Genomic DNA, 16,468 nt, shown 5'->3' on the forward strand with positions numbered 1-16,468 from the left:
GACCGCGCGGGTTCGGCACGGTGTTTGCTGCGTTGCGGCAAACCGGCTTCGAAAGGCTGTCCCATGACGCCGCGCGGATCGATTTCCAGGCAGACTCCCGGTCATTATCCAGGCTCCGGCACAACGCCTGTGCAGCGCAACATCCTGGCCGCCGCCGCGTCGGGAGTCGCCGATTTCATCGCCGGACAAGGCGGCCATCCCGACGACGTCTTCCACCGCGCCGGCGTCGAGGAGAAGGCGCTCGGCCAGCCGACGCTGGCGCTCGACCTCGGCGCCTATGTGGCGATGATGGAGGTCGCGGCGCGCGACACCGGCAACGACAATTTCGGGCTGCTGTTCGGGCGCCAGTTCCAGCCGGAGATGCTGGGGCTGATCGGCCGCATCGCGCTGGCGGCGCCGACTCTCGGCTCGGCGCTCGACCATCTGGCCCGGCTGTTCCCCTTCCACCAGCAGGCGACGGAGACCCGCTTCGTCCGCGACGGGGCGTTCCTGCGGCTGGAATACCGCATCCTCGACGGCCGCATCGTCGAGCGGCGGCAGGACGCGGAGCTGACCATGGGCATGTTCGCCAACGTGGTGCGCGCGTGCCTCGGCCCGTCCTGGATGCCGGAGGAGGTGCTGTTCGAGCATCCCCGGCCCGAGGGCTGGCGCCAGCACGAGGCGCTGTTCGACGCGCCGGCCCATTTCGGCCAGCGCACCAACGCGCTGGTGCTGCGCGACCGCAACCTCGACCGCCGCATGCCGGGGGGCGACATGGCGCGGCTGACCGCGCTGTGCGGCACGCTGGTCGGCATCGCCGGGGACACCGGCACGCCGGCCCTGCTCGACCGCGTGAAGGCGGAGGTGCGCGCCCGCCTGCCGGAGGGCTATCCCTATGTCGAGGACATCGCCGACGCGCTGGGGATCGCCCGCTGGACCCTGCAACGCCGGCTGGCCGACGAGGGGCTGAGCTTCTCCGACCTCGTCGAACGGGTGCGGCGGGATCTGGCCGCGCTCTACATCCGCCAGCGCCATGTGCCGGTCGCCGACATCGGCGTCCTGCTCGGCTATTCGGAGGTCAGCGCCTTCAGCCGTGCCTTCCGCCGCTGGTTCGGCGTCTCGCCGCTGGGAATGCGGGCGGGCTGAGGGAACGGACCGGCGTCACTCCGCGTCCGGCAGGATCCTCTGGAGGCGGGCGAAATCCACATACTGGGGCGGGCGGTCCTTCAGCAGGTCCGGGGCCGCCGTGGCGTTCTCGGTCGCGCATTCGGCGACGTAGCGCGCCAGCAGATCGCGCATGACGTCGGACAGCGGTGTTTGCCGCTGGCGCGCGTAATTCTTGGCCGCTGCTTTGACGCGGTGGTCGACGCGCAGCGAAATCGTCGCCTTTCTTGGATGAAACGCATCTCCAAGCATGATGAATACCCTCGGTCCTTGTCGATCCGTCCTTCCTGGATATTTCAGAACGGCTGTGGATACAAGGATCGCGGGACCGGGAATCGATCTTTCCTGGGGATGATAGAATGTGAATTTGTGTGGATAAGATTTCGGCCGGTTTTCTTCTCCACAGAATCTGTGGATAGATGTGTGCGCAATCCCCGAACAGAATCATCCCCACCCTTTCGGGCGGCGTGTCCCGCCTGTGGATGAGTGGGTTTGCTCAAAAATTAGGCAGTCCGGGAAAGTTCCCTCAGAAGCCGCGGCCCGAACCGATCAGCCGCATGCGCCCGGCCGGGGACAGGTCGGGCAGCAGGGCCAGGATGGTCTCCTCGGTCAGCTCGGCGATCTGCCGGCGCTTGGCGCGGGCGGCCTCGGTGGCGGCGCGCAGGGCCTGGGGATCGAAGCGCTCGGCCTCCAGGATGGTGCGGACCGTGTGGCCGGCCTTGCGGTACTCGTCGGTCAGGGCGGCGTAGCGGGCGCGCTGCGGCTCGAAGGCGGCGCGCAGGCGGGCGGCGTCCTCGGCCGACAGGTCGGGGACCATGCGCTCGACGAAACGGTCGGGCATCGGCTGGTAGGGCGGCGGGGGCGGATGGCGCCACGTCGCGACCAGCGCCGCCGCCAGGAACAGGTTGAGGCCGAGCGACAGCAGCGTCAGCGCGCGCAAGCCCAGACGCGGCCGCAGGCGGGTGAGGATGGCGCCGGTCATCGCGCGTCTCCGTCGAACAGGGTGGGCACGTCGTCGCTCAGCAGGGCGACGTCGCGCGTGGCGGTGGGAGTCGTACCGCCGGGGGTGGCGAGGCTGCCGGCGAGCCAGCCCAGCGCCAGCAGCGCCACGCACAGCGACGCCGCCGTCCGCCGTGGCATGCGGCCGAGCAGCAGCATCATGAGCGTATCCTGCGGGACGGAACGCGCCGCCGCGCCGACGGCCGACAGCAGGCGGGCGACGCGCGCCTCATCCACCGCCGGAACCGGACCGCCGAGCAGCCGGTCGAACGCCTCGGCCTCGCGCACCGCCTCCCTGAGGGCGGGGGAGGCGGCGAGCGCCCGTTCGGCGTCGGCGCGCAGCTCCGGCGGCCAGCGAGCGGGGTCGGCGCCGAGATCGGCGAGGTGCTGGAGGAACTGGCTCTCGGTCATCAGGACACCCTCCCGGCGGCGAGCGCCGTCTTCAACGCACCCCGCGCCCGCGCCAGCAGCGACGCGAAGGCGGTCTCGGACAGCCCCAGGATCTCGGCGGCCTGCCGCAGGCTCAGCCCCTCCTGGTGGAACAGCACCACGGCGGCGCGCTGGCGGTCGGGCAGCCCGTCGAGCGCGCGGTTGACGAGGTCGGCGGTCTGGCGCTCGGCGATCCGCGCCACCGCGTCGGGGGCGGCGTCGGCCAGTTCGCCGGCGTCCTCCAACGGCGCCCAGGCCGGCCGGCGGCCTCGGTCGATGGCGAGGTTGACGACGATCCGGTAGAGCCAGGTCGTGAAGGCGGCGCGGGCGCCGTCCCAGCGGGCGGCGTGCTGCCAGACGCGCAGGAACGCCTCCTGCGCGATCTCGTCGGCGTCGGACGGGTTGCCGGTCATCCGCTGCGCCAGCGCCACCGCGCGCCGCATGTGGCGCGCCGCCAGCCGCTCGAAGGCCCCGGCGTCGCCGCCGGCCACGCGCGCCATCAGCGAATCGTCGCTGCCGGTCTCGTCGGGGCGGTCGTTCATCGCCGTCCGGTCCGGCGCCATGGCGTGATGCAGGGCGTGCAGCAGGGCATGGCGAAGACCTACGTCAAGCGGCCTGGAAATGCACCCGTCCGTCACAGGCTCCCTCCGTTATTCCGCCGGGGCCAGCGACCGGCGCCCGCGCTTGCGGCGCAGCGCCAGCCTCTCCAGCGTCAGATAGACCACCGGCGTCGTGTAGAGCGTCAGCATCTGGCTGACCAGAAGCCCGCCGATGATGGCGACGCCGAGCGGCCGGCGCAGCTCGCCCCCCGTGCCGTAGTCGAAGGCCAGCGGCACCGCGCCGAGCAGCGCCGCCATCGTCGTCATCATGATCGGGCGGAAGCGCACCAGACCGGCCTCGCGGATCGCCTCCAGCGGCGTCAGGCCGCGCGTCCGCTCGGCCTCCAGCGCGAAGTCGATCATCATGATGGCGTTCTTCTTGACGATGCCGATCAGCAGCACGATGCCGATCAGCGCGACGATCGACAGGTCGTGGCCGGTCAGGATCAGCGCCAGCAGCGCCCCCAGCCCCGCCGACGGCAGGGTGGACAGGATCGTCAGCGGGTGGATCAGGCTCTCGTACAGCACGCCGAGCACGACGTAGATGGTCAGCAGCGCCGCCAGGATCAGCAGCGGCTGGCTCGACTGCGACTGCTGGAAGGCGCGGGCGTCGCCCTGGAAGCCGGCGCGGATGCTGGCCGGCATGCCGATGTCCTCGGCCGCCCGCGCGATCACCTGGGTCGCCTGGCTCAGCGAGACTCCCGGCGCGAGGTCGAAGGTCAGGTTGGCGACCGGGAAGCCGCTCTGGTGCTGGATGCTCGACGCCTGGTTGCCGATGGTCACGCTGGCCACCGCCGCCAGCGGCACCAGCCCGGCGCGGCCCGGAACATACATCCTCTTCAGCGCGTCGGGACCGAGCGCGTCCCTGGGATCGACCTCCAGCACCACCTTGTGCTGGTTCTGCATCAGGTACATGGTCGAGACCTGCCGCTGCCCGAAGGCGTCGTAGAGCGTCGCCTCCAGCGCGCTGATCGACACCCCGAGCCTTGAGGCGGCGTCGCGGTCCACCTGGATGTTCGCCTGGATGCCGCCGTTCTGGCGGTCGTTGGCGACGTCGACCAGCTCCGGCAGGGTGCGCAGCTTGTCCACCAGCCTGGGCGCCCATGTGTTGAGCGCGCCGATGTCGGTGTCCTGGAGCGAATAGCGGTACTGGCTGCGCCCCTGGAAGCCGCCGACCCGGATGTCCTGCACCGGGCTGAGATAGAGCTGCACCCCCGGCACGCGGGCGGCGCGCATGCGCAGCCGCTGGGTGACGGTCGCCAGATCCTCGCGCTCGCCGCGCGGCTTCAGCGCGATGAAGATCTGGCCGGAATAGGTGCCGCCCGGCCCGCCGCCGCCGATCGAGGCGCCGACGCTCTCCACCGCCGGGTCGCCGTCGATGGCCTCCTGCAACGCCCGCTGGCGCGCCAGCATCGCCTGGAAGGAGATGTCGGGCGGCGGATCGCTGAAGCCGTTCAGCATGCCGGTGTCCTGCTGCGGGATCAGCCCCTTCGGCACCTGCCCGTAGAGCCAGACGCTGACGCCGATGATCGCGAAGGTCGTGACCAGCATGAAGCGCCGGTGCTCCAGCACCCAGTCGAGCCCGTCGGCGTAGAGCCCGAACAGCCGGTCGCCGATCCAGCCCAGCGCGCGGGCGACGCGGCCGGGCGGCCGGCGCTCGGCCTCCGGGGTCAGCAGATGGGCGCACATCATCGGCGTCAGCGTCAGCGAGACGAAGGCCGACACGGCGATGGCGACCGACAGGACCACCGCGAACTCGCGGAACAGCCGGCCCTGGATGCCGCCCATGAACAGGATGGGGATGAAGACCGCGACCAGCGACAGGCTGATCGACACCACGGTGAAGGCGACCTGACGGGCGCCCTTCAGCGCCGCCCGCAACGGCGTCTCGCCCGTCTCGATGTGGCGGACGATGTTCTCGATGACGACGATGGCGTCGTCGACCACGAAGCCGACCGAGATGGTCAGCGCCATCAGCGAGAAATTGTCCAGGCTGTAGCCGGCCGCCCACATCACCGCGCAGGTGCCGGCCAGCGACAGCGGCACGGCGGCGGTCGGGATGATTGTGGCCCACAGCCGGCGCAGGAACAGCGCCATCACCATCACCACCAGCGCCACCGTGATCGCCAGCGTCTTCTGGACGTCGGCGATGGAGGCGCGGATCATCGGCGTGCGGTCGCTGCGCACCGAGATCTTGACGCCGGGCGGCATCCAGCCCTCCAGCACCGGCAGTTCGGCGCGGATGCGGTCGACCGTCTCCACCACGTTGGAGCCGGTCTGCTTCTGGATGTTGATGAGGACGGCGCGCTGCCCGTCGTACCAGGCGGCGGTGCGGCTGTTCTCCGGCGCCTCGACCACCTCGGCGACGTCGCCGAGCCGGATGGTGGCGCCGTTCTTCTCGGCGACGATCAGCCGGCGGTAGGCGTCGGCGCCGAACAGCTGGTCGCTGGCACCGATCGCCCAGCTCTCGTGCGCGCCGTCGAAGCTGCCCTTGGGGCCGTTGGCGTTGGCCTGCGCGATCGTGCCGCGGATCATCTCCAGGCTGACGCCCATCGACGCGGCGGCGGCGCTGTTGGCGCGGACGCGGACGGCGGTCTTCTCCGCCCCGTTGATCGAGACCTGGGAGACGCCCTCGATCTGGCTCAGCCGCTGGCCGATGATGGTCTCGGCGAGCGAGAAGACCTCCCCCGGCGGCAGGGTGGCGGAGGTCATCGCCAGCGTCATCACCGGCGCGTCGTTGGGGTTCATCCGCCGCATGCGCGGCGGGCTCGGCAGATCGGCCGGCAGGTCGCCGCCGGCCGCGTTGATGGCGGCCTGGACATCGCGCGAGGCCGCCTCGACGTCGCGGTCCAGTTCGAACTGCACGACGACGGCGGTGCTGCCCAGCTTGCTGTTCGACGTCATCTCGGTGATGCCGGCGATGCGCGACAGGCGGCGCTCCAGCGGCGTGGCGACCGAGGCGGCCATCGTCTCCGGGCTGGCGCCGGGCAGCGAGGCGGAGACGACGATGGTCGGGAACTCCACCTGCGGCAGCGGGGCGACGGGCAGGAAGCGGTAGGCGACCACGCCCAGCAGCATCAGCCCCACCATCAGCAGCGAGGTGCCGACCGGACGGTGGATGAAGGGGGTGGAAAGCGACATGGCCGCCTACTCCGCCGCCGCCGGCTCGCCGCGCGCCGGTGCGTCCGCGCCCCTCCCGCGGCGCGGGCGCAGCAGCCGGCCGAGCCGGTCCATGTACAGATAGACCACCGGCGTCGTGTAGAGCGTCAGCACCTGGGACACCAGCAGCCCGCCGACGATGGCGATGCCCATCGGCTGGCGCAGCTCCGACCCGGTGCCGGTCTCCAGCGCCAGCGGCAGGGCGCCGAGCAGCGCCGCCATCGTCGTCATCATGATTGGGCGGAAGCGCAGCAGCGACGCCTCGTAGATCGAGCGCTCCGGCGCCATGCCCTGGTGGCGCTCGGCCTCCAGCGCGAAGTCGATCATCATGATGGCGTTCTTCTTGACGATGCCGATCAGCAGCACGATGCCGACCAGCGCGATCAGCGACAGGTCGTGCCCGGTCGCCATCAGCGCCAGGATGGCGCCGACGCCGGCCGACGGCAGGGTCGACAGGATGGTGATCGGGTGGATCGTGCTCTCGTAGAGGATGCCCAGCACGATGTAGACCGCGACCACCGCCGCCAGGATCAGCCAGGGCTGGGTTTCCAGCGAGGAATTGAACTCGGCGGCCGTGCCGGCGAAGCGGGCGGTGGCGGTGTCGGGCATGCCGATGCCGGCGCGCGCCTCCTGGATCGCCCGCACCGCGTCGCCCAGCGCCACGCCGTGGGCGACGTTGAAGGACAGGGTGACGGAGGGGAACTGCCCCTGGTGGGTGATGACCAGCGGGGCGGTGGTGCGCTCCACCGTGACCAGCGCGCTCAGCGGCACGACGCCGCTCCCGTTGGCGCCGCCGCTCGACTTCACGTAGATCTTCGACAGCGAGGCCGGATCCATCTGGAAGGACGGCTCGACCTCCAGGATGACGCGGTACTGGTTGGTCTGGGTGTAGATGGTCGAGACCTGCCGCTGGCCGAAGGCGTCGTACAGCGTGTCGTCGATCGCCTGCGGCAGCACATGCAGGCGCGAGGCGGCGTCGCGGTCGATGGTGAGATAGACCTGGAGGCCGTAGGGCTGCTGGTCGGTCGCCACGTCGGTCAGCTCGGGCCGGGCGCGCAGCGCCTCCAGCAGGCGCGGGGTCCAGGTCTCCAGCTCCTTCGGGTCGGCGTCCTGCAACACGTACTGGTACTGGGTTCGGCTGACGCGGCTGTCGATCTGCACGTCCTGCACCGACTGCATGAACAGCGAGATGCCCTTCAGCTCCGCCGTGGCGGCGCGCAGCCGGGCGATGATCTCCTCCGCCGAGGAGGTCCGCTCGTCGCGCGGCTTGAGCGCGATGGTCAGGCTGCCGGTGTTGGTGGTGGCGTTGACCGTGCCGGTGCCGACGAAGCTCGCCACCCCGGTGACGTCGGGGTCGCGCCGCACGATCTCGGCGACCTCGCGCTGGCGCTCGGCCATCGCCTTGACCGAGATGGAGGGGGCGGCGTCGGTGACGCCGACGATGACGCCGGTGTCCTGCTGCGGCAGGAAGCCCTTGGGCACCGCGTTGTAGAGCCACAGCGTCGCCGCCAGCGTCGCCAGGGTGAAGAGCAGCGTCGCGAACTGGTGGCGCAGCACGAACCGCAGAGTGACCGCGTAGCCATTGAGCAGCGCGTCGAAGCCGCGCTCGCTCCAGCGGAAGAAGATGTTCGGCCGCTCGTCGCCCTCCGGCTTCAGCAGGCGGGCGCACATCATCGGCGTCAGCGTCAGCGAGATCACCATCGACACCAGCACCGCGATGGAGAGCGTGACGGCGAACTCGCGGAACAGCCGGCCGACCACGCCGCTCATGAACAGCAGCGGGATGAAGACGGCGATCAGCGACAGGGTCAGCGACACCACGGTGAAGCCGATCTGGCGGGCGCCCTTCAGCGCCGCCCGCATCGGCGTCTCGCCCTTCTCGATGTGGCGGACGATGTTCTCGATCATGACGATGGCGTCGTCCACCACGAAGCCCGACGCGATGGTCAGCGCCATCAGCGACAAATTGTCGAGGCTGAAGCCGCACAGCGCCATGACGCCGAAGGTGCCGATCAGCGACAGCGGCAGCACCGCCGCCGGGATCACCGTCGCCCACGCCTTGCGCAGGAACAGGAAGATCACCATCACCACCAGCCCGGCGGTGAGCACCAGCGTCTTCTGCACGTCCAGCACCGAGGCGCGGATCGTCTCCGTCCGGTCGGTCAGCACCGCCATGGCGATCTGCGGCGGCAGCGACTCCTGGATCGACGGCAGCAGGGCGCGGATGCGGTCCACCGTGTCGATGATGTTGGCGCCGGGCTGGCGCTGGACGTTCAGCAGCACCGCCGGCTTGCCGTCGTGCCAGGCCGCCAGCCGGGTGTTCTCCACCGAATCGACGACGGCGCCGATGTCGGACAGCCGCACCGGGCCGCCGTTCTTGTAGGTGACGATGATCGGGCGGTAGGCGGCGGCGTTCTCGATCTGGTCGTTGACGCCGATCGACCAGGACTGGCGCGGCCCGTCGAAGCTGCCCTTGGGGGCGTTGACGTTGGCCTGGGTGATGGTGGTCCGCACGTCCTCCAGCGTCAGCCCCAGCCCGGCGACCGCCGCCGGGTTGACCTGCACGCGCACCGCCGGGCGCAGGCCGCCCTCGATGCCGACATAGCCGACGCCGTCGAGCTGGCTGAGCTTCTGCGCCAGCAGCGTGTCGGCGGCGTCGCTGACCGTCTCCAGCCGCAGGGAGTCGGAGCTGAGCGCCAGCACCATGATCGGCGTGTCGGCCGGGTTGACCTTGTCGTAGATCGGCGGGTTGGGCAGCCCCTTGGGCAGGCTGCCGGCCGCCGCGCTGATCGCCGACTGCACGTCCTGCGAGGCGGCGTCGATGTCGCGCGACAGGTTGAATTGCAGGGTGATGCTCGACAGCCCGAAGGAGCTGGTCGAGATCATCGAGGAGATGCCGGCGATCTGCCCGAGCTGGCGTTCCAGCGGCGCCGTGACCGAGGAGGCGATGACGTCGGGTGCGGCACCCGGCAACTGGGTGGTGACGCGCACGGTCGGGAAATCGACCGTCGGCAGCGACGAGATCGGCAGCGCGCTGTAGCCGAGCAGCCCCAGCAGCACCACCGCCGCCATCAGCAGCCCGGTGGCGACCGGCCGCAGGATGAAGGGGGCGGAGATGTTCATGAGGGCTCACGCGGGCTGCGGGCGGGACCGGCGCCGTCCGGGCTGCCATCCGCCGAGGGCGGCCGGCGGCGCGGGGCGTCCGGGTTGTTCGGATCGCGGGGGCCGCGTTCCCGGTGGCGTTCCTCGCGGGCGACCGGGGCCTCGCCTCCCGACTGGCCGGCCATGGCGGGCGGCGCCCCGGCGGGAGCGGCGGCGCTGGGTGCTCCCGCCATGGGCTGGGCGGCGGCCGGATCGACGATGCGGACGCGCGAGCCGGGCTGGAGCCGGTACTGGCCGTCCACCACGACCCGCTCGCCGGGGGTCAGCCCGGATTCGACGATGGCCCTGTTCTCCTCGATGTGGCCGACCTTGATCGGGCGCTGCTCGACGGTCTGGTCGTCCTTGACGATGTAGGCGAAGGTCCCCTGGGGGCCGCGCTGCACCACCGTGGCGGGCACCGTCGTGGCTCCCCGGCGCACCGTGGAGAGCAGCCGGACGTTGACGAACTGGCCGGGCCACAGGCGCTGCGGCTCGTTGGGCAGGGTCGCCTTCAGGCGGATGGTGCCGGTGCCGCTGTCGATCAGGTTGTCGATGACCTGGAGCGCCCCGGCGCCGAGCTGCGCCCTGCCCTCGCGGTCGAGCGCCTGGACCGGCACCTCGCCCCTGGCCTGGGCGTCGAGGATGGCGGGGAGTTGCTTCTCCGGCAGGGTGAAGACGACGGCGATCGGCTGGATCTGGGTGATGGTGACGATGCCGTTCTGGTCGCTCGCCCGCACGACGTTGCCGTTGTCGATGTTGCGCAGGCCGATCCGCCCGCTGATCGGCGCGGTGACGGTGGTGTAGTTGAGCTGCACCCGCACCGCCTCGATCGCCGCCTCGTCGGCGCGGATCTGCGCCTCCCATTGGGCGACCAGGGCGCGCTGGGTGTCCACCGTCTGCTTGGAGGCGAACTCCTTCAGGTTCATGTTGCGCTCCAGGTCGCGCCGGGTGTTGGCGAGCTGCGCCTCGTCCTGCGCCTTCTTGGCCTGGGCCTGGGCGAGCTGGGCCTGGAGCGGGCGCGAGTCGATGACCGCCAGCACGTCGCCGGCCTTGACCATCTGCCCCTCGCGCAGGTCGAGCCGTTGCAGCTCGCCGTCGACGCGGGCGCGCACGGTGACGCTGTTGAAGGCCTGCACGGTGCCGATGCCGTCGAACCAGATGGGCACGTCCTCGCGCGCCACCGTGCCGGCCTGCACGGCGACCACCGGGCTGCGGCCGCCGCCCGGAGCCATGCCGGGAGGAGCGGGCATGCCGGGCGGGCCGCCGGGAACCCCGGCGGTCCTGGCCGGCGCCGTCAGCTTCTGCTCGACCGCGTAACCGACGCCACCGGCCAGCCCGACGAGAACCACGCCGGTGACGACCGGCTTCCAACGAATCTTCATGACAGTCCCGACGCTCGCTCGACCTGTTTGTCCGGCCGCGTTTCCTTGGCGTTCCTTGGTACGGGCGGCCGGGGCGAATTCGTCGCGCGAAGGCGGGATATTTTTCGGGGCTGATTCTTCGGGGCGGGTCCGCCGGTCCCTTCCGGCGGGCTCCGGCGATCTCAGAGGGTGGCGCGCAGCTCGTCCGCCAGCAGGCGCGTCACCCCGGCGGGCAGGGCGAGGTGGCAAACGCCGCGGTCCTGCATCACCAGCTCCAGGGCCAGGGCGTTGGTCGCCGCCAGCGCCCGGATGGTGTCGACGACGCGGGAATCGTCGTGGCGGACCGCCCAATGGCTCTCCTCGATCCTCGGCCGCTTCAGCGAGAAGCGCAGCGCCAGCGCCGGATCCTCCGGCGCCCGCCCGCCGGCCCGGGCGAAGGCGCGCAGCGCGTCGCCCAGCGATTCGACGACGCCGCTGATGAACAGCAGGGGCAGCGGCGGCTGCCGGTCGCGCACGAATAGGATCAGCGCGCCGCCCTCCTCCCCGCCGTTGCGCGCCACCGCCGCGCTGGCGACGACGCGGTCGGGGCCGAGTTTCAGCAGGTGCGACAGCGGGGTTCCGGTCATGTGGCGTGTCCGTCGGCCGTGGTTTGCGGCGAGGCTAGCCGATCCTCCCCGTCCTGTCCCGGATCCGCCGCCAGTTTTTCCATTTCCCGCCGCAACCGCTCGGACAGCGCCCAGTCGCGCTCCGGCACCATGCCCGACACTTCCAGCAGCAGCTTGCTGAGGATGGCGTCGGCGAAGGCGTCGAAGTCGTTCGCCGGCACCAGGAAGGCGCCGGGACCGCCGATGACGTGGTCGCGGTAATAGCCGTCGAGGTTGTTGGAGGGCGAACCGCCCCACGGGTTGGGCCGGTCGTTGAGGATCGGCAGCCCGTTGATGGTGATGCCGCGCGCCACCGCCTCGTCGCGCGCCGTCTCCACCGGACGGCCGCGGTTGTTCTCGCCGTCGCCCGATATGTCGATGACTCGGCGCGTGCCCTCCACCCCGTTGGCCTCGAACAGCGGCACGGCGTAGTCGATGGCGCCGCTGATCGAGGTCCATTGCTGCGAGGTGATCGGCGCCTCGCCCACCGCCAGCGCGAAGCCGCGCACGCTGCGGGGGTCGCTCAGCACGGTCCAGTCAATGACGGTGCGCTGGTAGTTGTCGCCGGCCCATTCCATGTAGGTGACGGCGATGCGGCCGAAGGGACCGCCCCGGATCGCCCGCTGGATCTTGTCGTTCAGGAAGGCCTGGACGTAGCCGTCGCGCTGGAGCCTCGCCTCCTCCGGGTCGACGCTGCCCGACACGTCGATGGCCAGGACCAGCTCCAGGTCGACCGGCTCGTCGGCGAAGGCCGGTGGGGCCATGGCCGGCTGGGACAGGGGCGAGGCCAGCGCCAGGGCGGCGGCCAGGGTGAAGCGACGGCACGAACGACGGCACACAGGCATCGCGCACCCCCTTTGCGTTGTCCTTTCCGACACGGGCAAGGGAATGACATGGACAGCGCCGCCGCCGCTGTCCACCACGCGGAATCGCGCCTGGCTGTTTGCGCCCCCCTCGCCGGGCGCGGGCGACCGGAGGCGGTACGCCGGACGGAGCCCCGACCGGGTTGCCGGCCCGAATCGCCGGCCCAAATCGCCGGCATGGCTGCGCTTCCCCGTCGCCGCTTGTGGAGGCGGAAGGTTCGTGCTCCCCTGGGCGCCCGTCCCACCCGGAGCAGCCCCCATGAGCTGGCAGACGCTCGCCTTCTTCTTCGCCACCGCCTTCGTGATCTCGGCGACGCCGGGTCCCAACATGCTGCTGGCGATGAGCCTCGGGCTGCGCTTCGGCGCCCGCCGCGCCGTCTGGGGCGGCATCGGCATGTGCGTGGCGCTGGCGGTGATGGCGGCGCTGTCGGCCTTCGGGCTGGGCGCCCTGCTCTCCACCTCGGTCGTCGCCTTCGAGGTGGTGCGCTGGGCCGGCGTCGCCTATCTGACCTGGCTCGGCATCGCCGCGTGGCGGGCGCCGGTCGAGCCGGCCGGGACGCGCGACACCACGGCGGCGGCCGGCGGCGAGGGCTCGCCCGCCCGCCTGTTCCTGCGCGGCCTGCTGGTCGCCTTCAGCAACCCCAAGGCGCTGGTCTTCATGGGCGCCCTGTTCCCGCAATTCATCGACGCCGCCGCCCCGCTGGCGCCGCAGCTCGGCGCGCTGGTCGCCACCATGATCGTCATCGAGTTCGGCTGGATCATGGCCTACGCCACCGGCGGCGACCGTCTGGCCGCCCGGCTGACCAGCGCGTCGGCGGCGCGCGGCCTGAACCGGCTGACCGGCGGGCTGATGATCGGAGCCGGCGGGCTGCTGGCGCTGGCGCGCCGGGTCTGACGACGATGACCGAAAGCCCGACCATGGACCTGTTCGACCGCCTCGCCGCCGAGGGGGCGGAGGACTGGCGGCGCTACGTCGACCACGCCTTCGTGCGCGGGATGGGCGACGGCAGCCTGGCCCAGGCCGCCTTCCGCCATTATCTGGCGCAGGACTATCTGTTCCTGATCCATTTCGCGCGGGCCTACGCGCTGGCGGTCTACAAGGGCCGCAACCTCGCCGACATGCGGGCGTCGCTGGGCGGGCTGAAGGCGATCCTCGACGTCGAGATGGATCTGCACGTCTCGCTCTGCGCCGGCTGGGGCCTGTCGGCCGACGAGCTGGAGCGGACGCCGGAAGCCAAGGCGACGATGGCCTACACCCGCTACGTGCTGGAGACGGGCCTGCGCGGCGACCTGCTGGATCTGTATGTGGCGCTGGCGCCCTGCGTCATCGGCTACGCCGAGATCGGCCGGACGCTGGCGGCGGCGCCCGGCGCGCTGGCCGAGGGCAACCCCTACAGGGCCTGGATCGCCGAATATTCCGGCGAGGAGTACCAGCGGGTCGCCGCCGCCGCGCGGGAGACGCTGAACCGCCTCGCCGCCGACAGCCTGACGCCGGCCCGCTTCCCCCGGCTGCTGACGATCTTCCGCCAGGCCAGCCGGCTGGAGGCGGATTTCTGGGAGATGGGCCTGACGCTGGGCACCTGATTCCGGCGCGGCCCGCGCCGGCTCGGAACCCGGCTCAGAACAGCGCGTTCACCAGCGAGCCGCGCCCGCTGTAGGCGCCGCCGCCGGAGCCGCCAAGCAGCATCGACAGGCTGCCGGTGGTGGAGCTGCCGCCGTTCAGCAGCGCCGCCAGATTCTGGAGCTTGGTGTTGCCGCCGAACGGGTTGTCGCCCTTGGCCGGCTGCTTGGCGATGGTGTCGTAGTCCTTGCTGTAGCTGCCCATGCGGAGCTGCACGCCGTAGCTCTTGTCCTCCTTGAGCGGCACGTCCGTGTCGCGGGCGACGCGCAGGGTGTAGTCGCCCTTGTCGAGGCTCAGGCTGCCGCTCTGCATCTTCTTGAAGGCGTCGTAGGTCGAGCCGGCGTCCTTGTTGCTGTCGGCGATCACCTTGCCCTGGCGGTCCATCAGCTGGATGCGCACCCCGGCGTCGCCGACCGTGCCGACGGTGACCTCGCCCTTGCTGGTGACCTGGAACTTGTAGAAGTCCGCCGGGTCGTTCGCCGCCAGCGAGCTGAACACGTTGAGCCGGCTGGTGTCCTTCACCAGCGTGCCGATGTTGCTGGCGAAGGGGGCGGTGTTGTAGGAGGACTTCTTGACGGTCTGCTCGTACTCCTGGACCTTGCCGGCGGCGCCGCTGTTGTCCTTGGCCTCGCCGGTCTGCTGCTGCTGCACGCGCTTGACCGCCGCGTCGATGGACTGCTGCAAGCTCTGCGCCATGCGGCTGACATCGGTGTAACTGGACAAGCTGACCATGACCCGCTCCCTTTCGTCCGCACCCCTCCGGGTGCTCGGAACGAGAGTTCGCAAGAAGCGGGCCACGGCGGGGAACCCAGACTTTGCAACGGTTCCACCCGGCGGGCGAAGCGGCAGCCCGGCAATATCCGCAAAGCGGCGGCAAAATTTTCCGGCGCGAACAGCCCGCTGTTACCCACCCGCCCCCGGAACGCGCGACAGTCGCGCCACCGGATCGTCGGTGCCGCGAACAGCCCGCGGCGGACCGGCGCGCAACGCCAGCAAGGGGAGGATGGGCCATGGCCGGAAAGAGGATCCTGATGATCGTCGGCGACTACGCCGAGGATTACGAGACGATGGTGCCGTTCCAGGCGCTCGCCATGGTCGGGCACACGGTGCACGCGGTCTGTCCCGGCAAGCAGGCCGGCGACCGCATCGCCACCGCCATCCATGATTTCGAGGGCGACCAGACCTACAGCGAGAAGCGCGGCCACAACTTCACCCTCAACGCGACCTTCGAGGGCACGCGCGCCGACTCCTACGACGCGCTGGTCATCCCCGGCGGCCGGGCGCCGGAGTATCTGCGGCTCGACGCCGCCGTGATCGCGCTCGTCCGCGCCTTCTTCGAGCAGGACAAGCCGGTCGCCGCCGTCTGCCACGGCGCCCAGCTGCTGGCCCCGGCCGGGGTGCTGAAGGGCCGCCGGGTCTCCGCCTACCCCGCCTGCCGGCCGGAGGTCGAGCTGGCCGGCGGCACCTACGCCGACATTCCGATCGATTCCGCCGTGGCGGACGGTAAGCTGGTGACGGCTCCGGCCTGGCCGGCGCACCCGGCGTGGCTGGCGCTGTTCCTCAAGGCGCTGGACGCGGAGTAACCCGGACATCCCCAACGCGGAAGGGCCGTCGAGCATGTGCGAGATCTACGTCAAGGCCGACCCGATCCTCTACGAAAGCCGGTCGCGCTCGGTCCGCATCCACGGGGTGGTGACCAGCATCCGGCTGGAGAACCTGTTCTGGGACGTCCTGGCCGACATCGCCGCGCGCGACGGCATGACCGTGAACCAGCTCATCGCCAAGCTCTACGACGAGATCGTCGAGGCGCGCGGCGAGGTGCCCAACCTCGCCTCCTTCCTGCGGGTCAGCTGCATGCGCTACCTGACGCTGGTGGTCGGCCGCGAGGGGGACGGGCATCGGGACGGGGACGCGGACGCCTCCCGCCCGGCGACGCGCCGGGCGGCGGAGGTGGTGGCGCTGCGGGGCTGACGCCCTACTCGTCGTAGGCCATCAGCGAATGGCAGGGCACGTCCAGCCGCTCGCGGCCGTTCAGGAAGGTCAGCTCCACCAGGAAGGCGGCGGCGCGGACGTCGGCGCCGATCTGGCGCAGCAGCGTGACCGCCGCCGCCATGGTGCCGCCGGTCGCCAGCAGGTCGTCGAGCACGACCACGCGCTGACCCGGCTTCACCGCGTCGGCCTGCACCTCGATGATGTCGGTGCCGTATTCCAGGTCGTAGGAATGCGCCACCTTGTCGCCCGGCAGCTTGCCGTGCTTGCGCACCATGACGAAGCCGATGCCCAGCGCCAGCGCCAGCGGGGCGGCGACCAGGAAGCCGCGCGACTCGATGCCGACCAGCACGTCGGGCTGGTGCGGGCGCACCGCCTCGGCCAATTGATCGATGGCCGCCTTCCAGGCCGGGCCATGGGCCAGCAGCGGCGAGACGTCGTAGAACAGGATTCCGGGCTTCGGGAAATCCGGAATGCCGCGGATGTGGTCTTTCAAATCCATCGAGGTCGGGTCCGTCAG

The 16,468-nt window shown here is 71.0% G+C and carries 16 protein-coding genes; 5 read left to right on the forward strand and 11 right to left on the reverse strand.

The genetic code is table 11. The annotated features are described in order from the left end of the window. Positions 1-129 precede the first annotated feature (129 nt). Positions 130-1,125, forward strand: a complete 996-nt coding sequence (qhpR, locus tag J2847_RS09430) for an AraC-like transcriptional regulator QhpR (RefSeq protein WP_325169355.1) — start codon at positions 130-132, stop codon at positions 1,123-1,125. A 15-nt stretch (positions 1,126-1,140) separates the two neighbouring features. Here the strand turns inward: qhpR and J2847_RS09435 are convergent, their stop codons facing one another. The 9 genes from J2847_RS09435 to J2847_RS09475 all read right to left on the reverse strand — a co-directional run bounded on the left by J2847_RS09435 (position 1,141) and on the right by J2847_RS09475 (position 12,320). Beyond that, the gene (locus J2847_RS09435) at positions 1,141-1,395 is read right to left on the reverse strand and encodes a hypothetical protein (RefSeq protein ID WP_085552546.1); all 255 of its coding nucleotides are present in this window, start codon (positions 1,393-1,395) and stop codon (positions 1,141-1,143) included. A gap of 274 nt (positions 1,396-1,669) precedes the next feature. After that, positions 1,670-2,125, reverse strand: coding sequence for a periplasmic heavy metal sensor (locus J2847_RS09440; RefSeq protein ID WP_209778743.1), 456 nt, complete (start codon positions 2,123-2,125; stop codon positions 1,670-1,672). Continuing rightward, positions 2,122-2,553, reverse strand: coding sequence for a hypothetical protein (locus J2847_RS09445; RefSeq protein WP_209778744.1), 432 nt, complete (start codon positions 2,551-2,553; stop codon positions 2,122-2,124). The genes J2847_RS09440 and J2847_RS09445 overlap by 4 nt, the downstream gene beginning before the upstream one ends. Continuing rightward, a complete protein-coding gene (locus J2847_RS09450; protein ID WP_209778745.1) occupies positions 2,553-3,113 on the reverse strand; it encodes an RNA polymerase sigma factor in 561 nt (186 codons plus the stop codon). Before J2847_RS09450 ends, J2847_RS09445 begins: the two co-directional genes overlap by 1 nt. Positions 3,114-3,221: 108 nt before the next feature. Further along, a complete protein-coding gene (locus J2847_RS09455; protein WP_209778746.1) occupies positions 3,222-6,311 on the reverse strand; it encodes an efflux RND transporter permease subunit in 3,090 nt (1,029 codons plus the stop codon). A gap of 6 nt (positions 6,312-6,317) precedes the next feature. Next, positions 6,318-9,452: a multidrug efflux RND transporter permease subunit gene (locus J2847_RS09460; RefSeq protein WP_209778747.1), complete on the reverse strand. Its 3,135-nt coding sequence runs from the start codon at positions 9,450-9,452 to the stop codon at positions 6,318-6,320. Further along, positions 9,449-10,852: an efflux RND transporter periplasmic adaptor subunit gene (locus J2847_RS09465; RefSeq protein ID WP_209778748.1), complete on the reverse strand. Its 1,404-nt coding sequence runs from the start codon at positions 10,850-10,852 to the stop codon at positions 9,449-9,451. The genes J2847_RS09460 and J2847_RS09465 overlap by 4 nt, the downstream gene beginning before the upstream one ends. A gap of 161 nt (positions 10,853-11,013) precedes the next feature. After that, the gene (locus tag J2847_RS09470; protein WP_209778749.1) at positions 11,014-11,457 is read right to left on the reverse strand and encodes a hypothetical protein; all 444 of its coding nucleotides are present in this window, start codon (positions 11,455-11,457) and stop codon (positions 11,014-11,016) included. Then, positions 11,454-12,320 carry a DUF1194 domain-containing protein gene (locus J2847_RS09475; RefSeq protein ID WP_209778750.1) on the reverse strand — a complete coding sequence of 289 codons (867 nt, stop codon included), beginning with the start codon at positions 12,318-12,320 and terminating at the stop codon, positions 11,454-11,456. The genes J2847_RS09470 and J2847_RS09475 overlap by 4 nt, the downstream gene beginning before the upstream one ends. Before the next feature lie 277 nt (positions 12,321-12,597). On the opposite strand from J2847_RS09475, the gene J2847_RS09480 reads away from it, so the two are divergent. Both J2847_RS09480 and tenA read left to right on the forward strand, forming a co-directional pair. Continuing rightward, positions 12,598-13,233, forward strand: a complete 636-nt coding sequence (locus J2847_RS09480; protein WP_209778751.1) for a LysE family translocator — start codon at positions 12,598-12,600, stop codon at positions 13,231-13,233. 5 nt (positions 13,234-13,238) lie between these two features. After that, on the forward strand, positions 13,239-13,922 hold the full coding sequence (gene tenA, locus J2847_RS09485) for a thiaminase II (RefSeq protein WP_209778752.1): 684 nt from the start codon (positions 13,239-13,241) through the stop codon (positions 13,920-13,922). A 34-nt stretch (positions 13,923-13,956) separates the two neighbouring features. On the opposite strand, the gene J2847_RS09490 is transcribed toward tenA, so the two are convergent. Then, the gene (locus J2847_RS09490) at positions 13,957-14,691 is read right to left on the reverse strand and encodes a hypothetical protein (RefSeq protein ID WP_209778753.1); all 735 of its coding nucleotides are present in this window, start codon (positions 14,689-14,691) and stop codon (positions 13,957-13,959) included. 278 nt (positions 14,692-14,969) lie between these two features. Here J2847_RS09490 and J2847_RS09495 point away from each other — a divergent pair, with 278 nt between their 5' ends. Together J2847_RS09495 and J2847_RS09500 are read left to right on the forward strand one after the other, a co-directional pair. Next, complete coding sequence (locus J2847_RS09495; protein WP_209778754.1) at positions 14,970-15,542, forward strand: DJ-1/PfpI family protein; 573 nt, start codon at positions 14,970-14,972, stop codon at positions 15,540-15,542. A 34-nt stretch (positions 15,543-15,576) separates the two neighbouring features. After that, positions 15,577-15,930 carry a ribbon-helix-helix domain-containing protein gene (locus J2847_RS09500; protein ID WP_233474397.1) on the forward strand — a complete coding sequence of 118 codons (354 nt, stop codon included), beginning with the start codon at positions 15,577-15,579 and terminating at the stop codon, positions 15,928-15,930. Between the two features lie 4 nt (positions 15,931-15,934). Here the strand turns inward: J2847_RS09500 and J2847_RS09505 are convergent, their stop codons facing one another. Continuing rightward, positions 15,935-16,450 carry an adenine phosphoribosyltransferase gene (locus J2847_RS09505; protein ID WP_209778755.1) on the reverse strand — a complete coding sequence of 172 codons (516 nt, stop codon included), beginning with the start codon at positions 16,448-16,450 and terminating at the stop codon, positions 15,935-15,937. Positions 16,451-16,468: the final 18 nt, after the last annotated feature.

Origin of the sequence: Azospirillum agricola (genome assembly GCF_017876095.1) — a bacterium.
Taxonomy (GTDB): Bacteria; Pseudomonadota; Alphaproteobacteria; order Azospirillales; family Azospirillaceae; genus Azospirillum; species Azospirillum agricola.

Excerpts from the sequence above, each read along its gene's own strand:
- J2847_RS09435 (WP_085552546.1), bottom strand. The coding sequence starts at position 1,395 with ATGCTTGGAGATGCGTTTCATCCAAGAAAGGCGACGATTTCGCTGCGC.
- J2847_RS09440 (WP_209778743.1), bottom strand. The coding sequence starts at position 2,125 with ATGACCGGCGCCATCCTCACCCGCCTGCGGCCGCGTCTGGGCTTGCGC.
- J2847_RS09445 (WP_209778744.1), bottom strand. The coding sequence starts at position 2,553 with ATGACCGAGAGCCAGTTCCTCCAGCACCTCGCCGATCTCGGCGCCGAC.
- J2847_RS09450 (WP_209778745.1), bottom strand. The coding sequence starts at position 3,113 with ATGAACGACCGCCCCGACGAGACCGGCAGCGACGATTCGCTGATGGCG.
- J2847_RS09455 (WP_209778746.1), bottom strand. The coding sequence starts at position 6,311 with ATGTCGCTTTCCACCCCCTTCATCCACCGTCCGGTCGGCACCTCGCTG.
- J2847_RS09460 (WP_209778747.1), bottom strand. The coding sequence starts at position 9,452 with ATGAACATCTCCGCCCCCTTCATCCTGCGGCCGGTCGCCACCGGGCTG.
- J2847_RS09465 (WP_209778748.1), bottom strand. The coding sequence starts at position 10,852 with ATGAAGATTCGTTGGAAGCCGGTCGTCACCGGCGTGGTTCTCGTCGGG.
- J2847_RS09470 (WP_209778749.1), bottom strand. The coding sequence starts at position 11,457 with ATGACCGGAACCCCGCTGTCGCACCTGCTGAAACTCGGCCCCGACCGC.
- J2847_RS09475 (WP_209778750.1), bottom strand. The coding sequence starts at position 12,320 with ATGCCTGTGTGCCGTCGTTCGTGCCGTCGCTTCACCCTGGCCGCCGCC.
- J2847_RS09480 (WP_209778751.1), top strand. The coding sequence starts at position 12,598 with ATGAGCTGGCAGACGCTCGCCTTCTTCTTCGCCACCGCCTTCGTGATC.
- tenA (WP_209778752.1), top strand. The coding sequence starts at position 13,239 with ATGACCGAAAGCCCGACCATGGACCTGTTCGACCGCCTCGCCGCCGAG.
- J2847_RS09490 (WP_209778753.1), bottom strand. The coding sequence starts at position 14,691 with ATGGTCAGCTTGTCCAGTTACACCGATGTCAGCCGCATGGCGCAGAGC.
- J2847_RS09495 (WP_209778754.1), top strand. The coding sequence starts at position 14,970 with ATGGCCGGAAAGAGGATCCTGATGATCGTCGGCGACTACGCCGAGGAT.
- J2847_RS09500 (WP_233474397.1), top strand. The coding sequence starts at position 15,577 with ATGTGCGAGATCTACGTCAAGGCCGACCCGATCCTCTACGAAAGCCGG.
- J2847_RS09505 (WP_209778755.1), bottom strand. The coding sequence starts at position 16,450 with ATGGATTTGAAAGACCACATCCGCGGCATTCCGGATTTCCCGAAGCCC.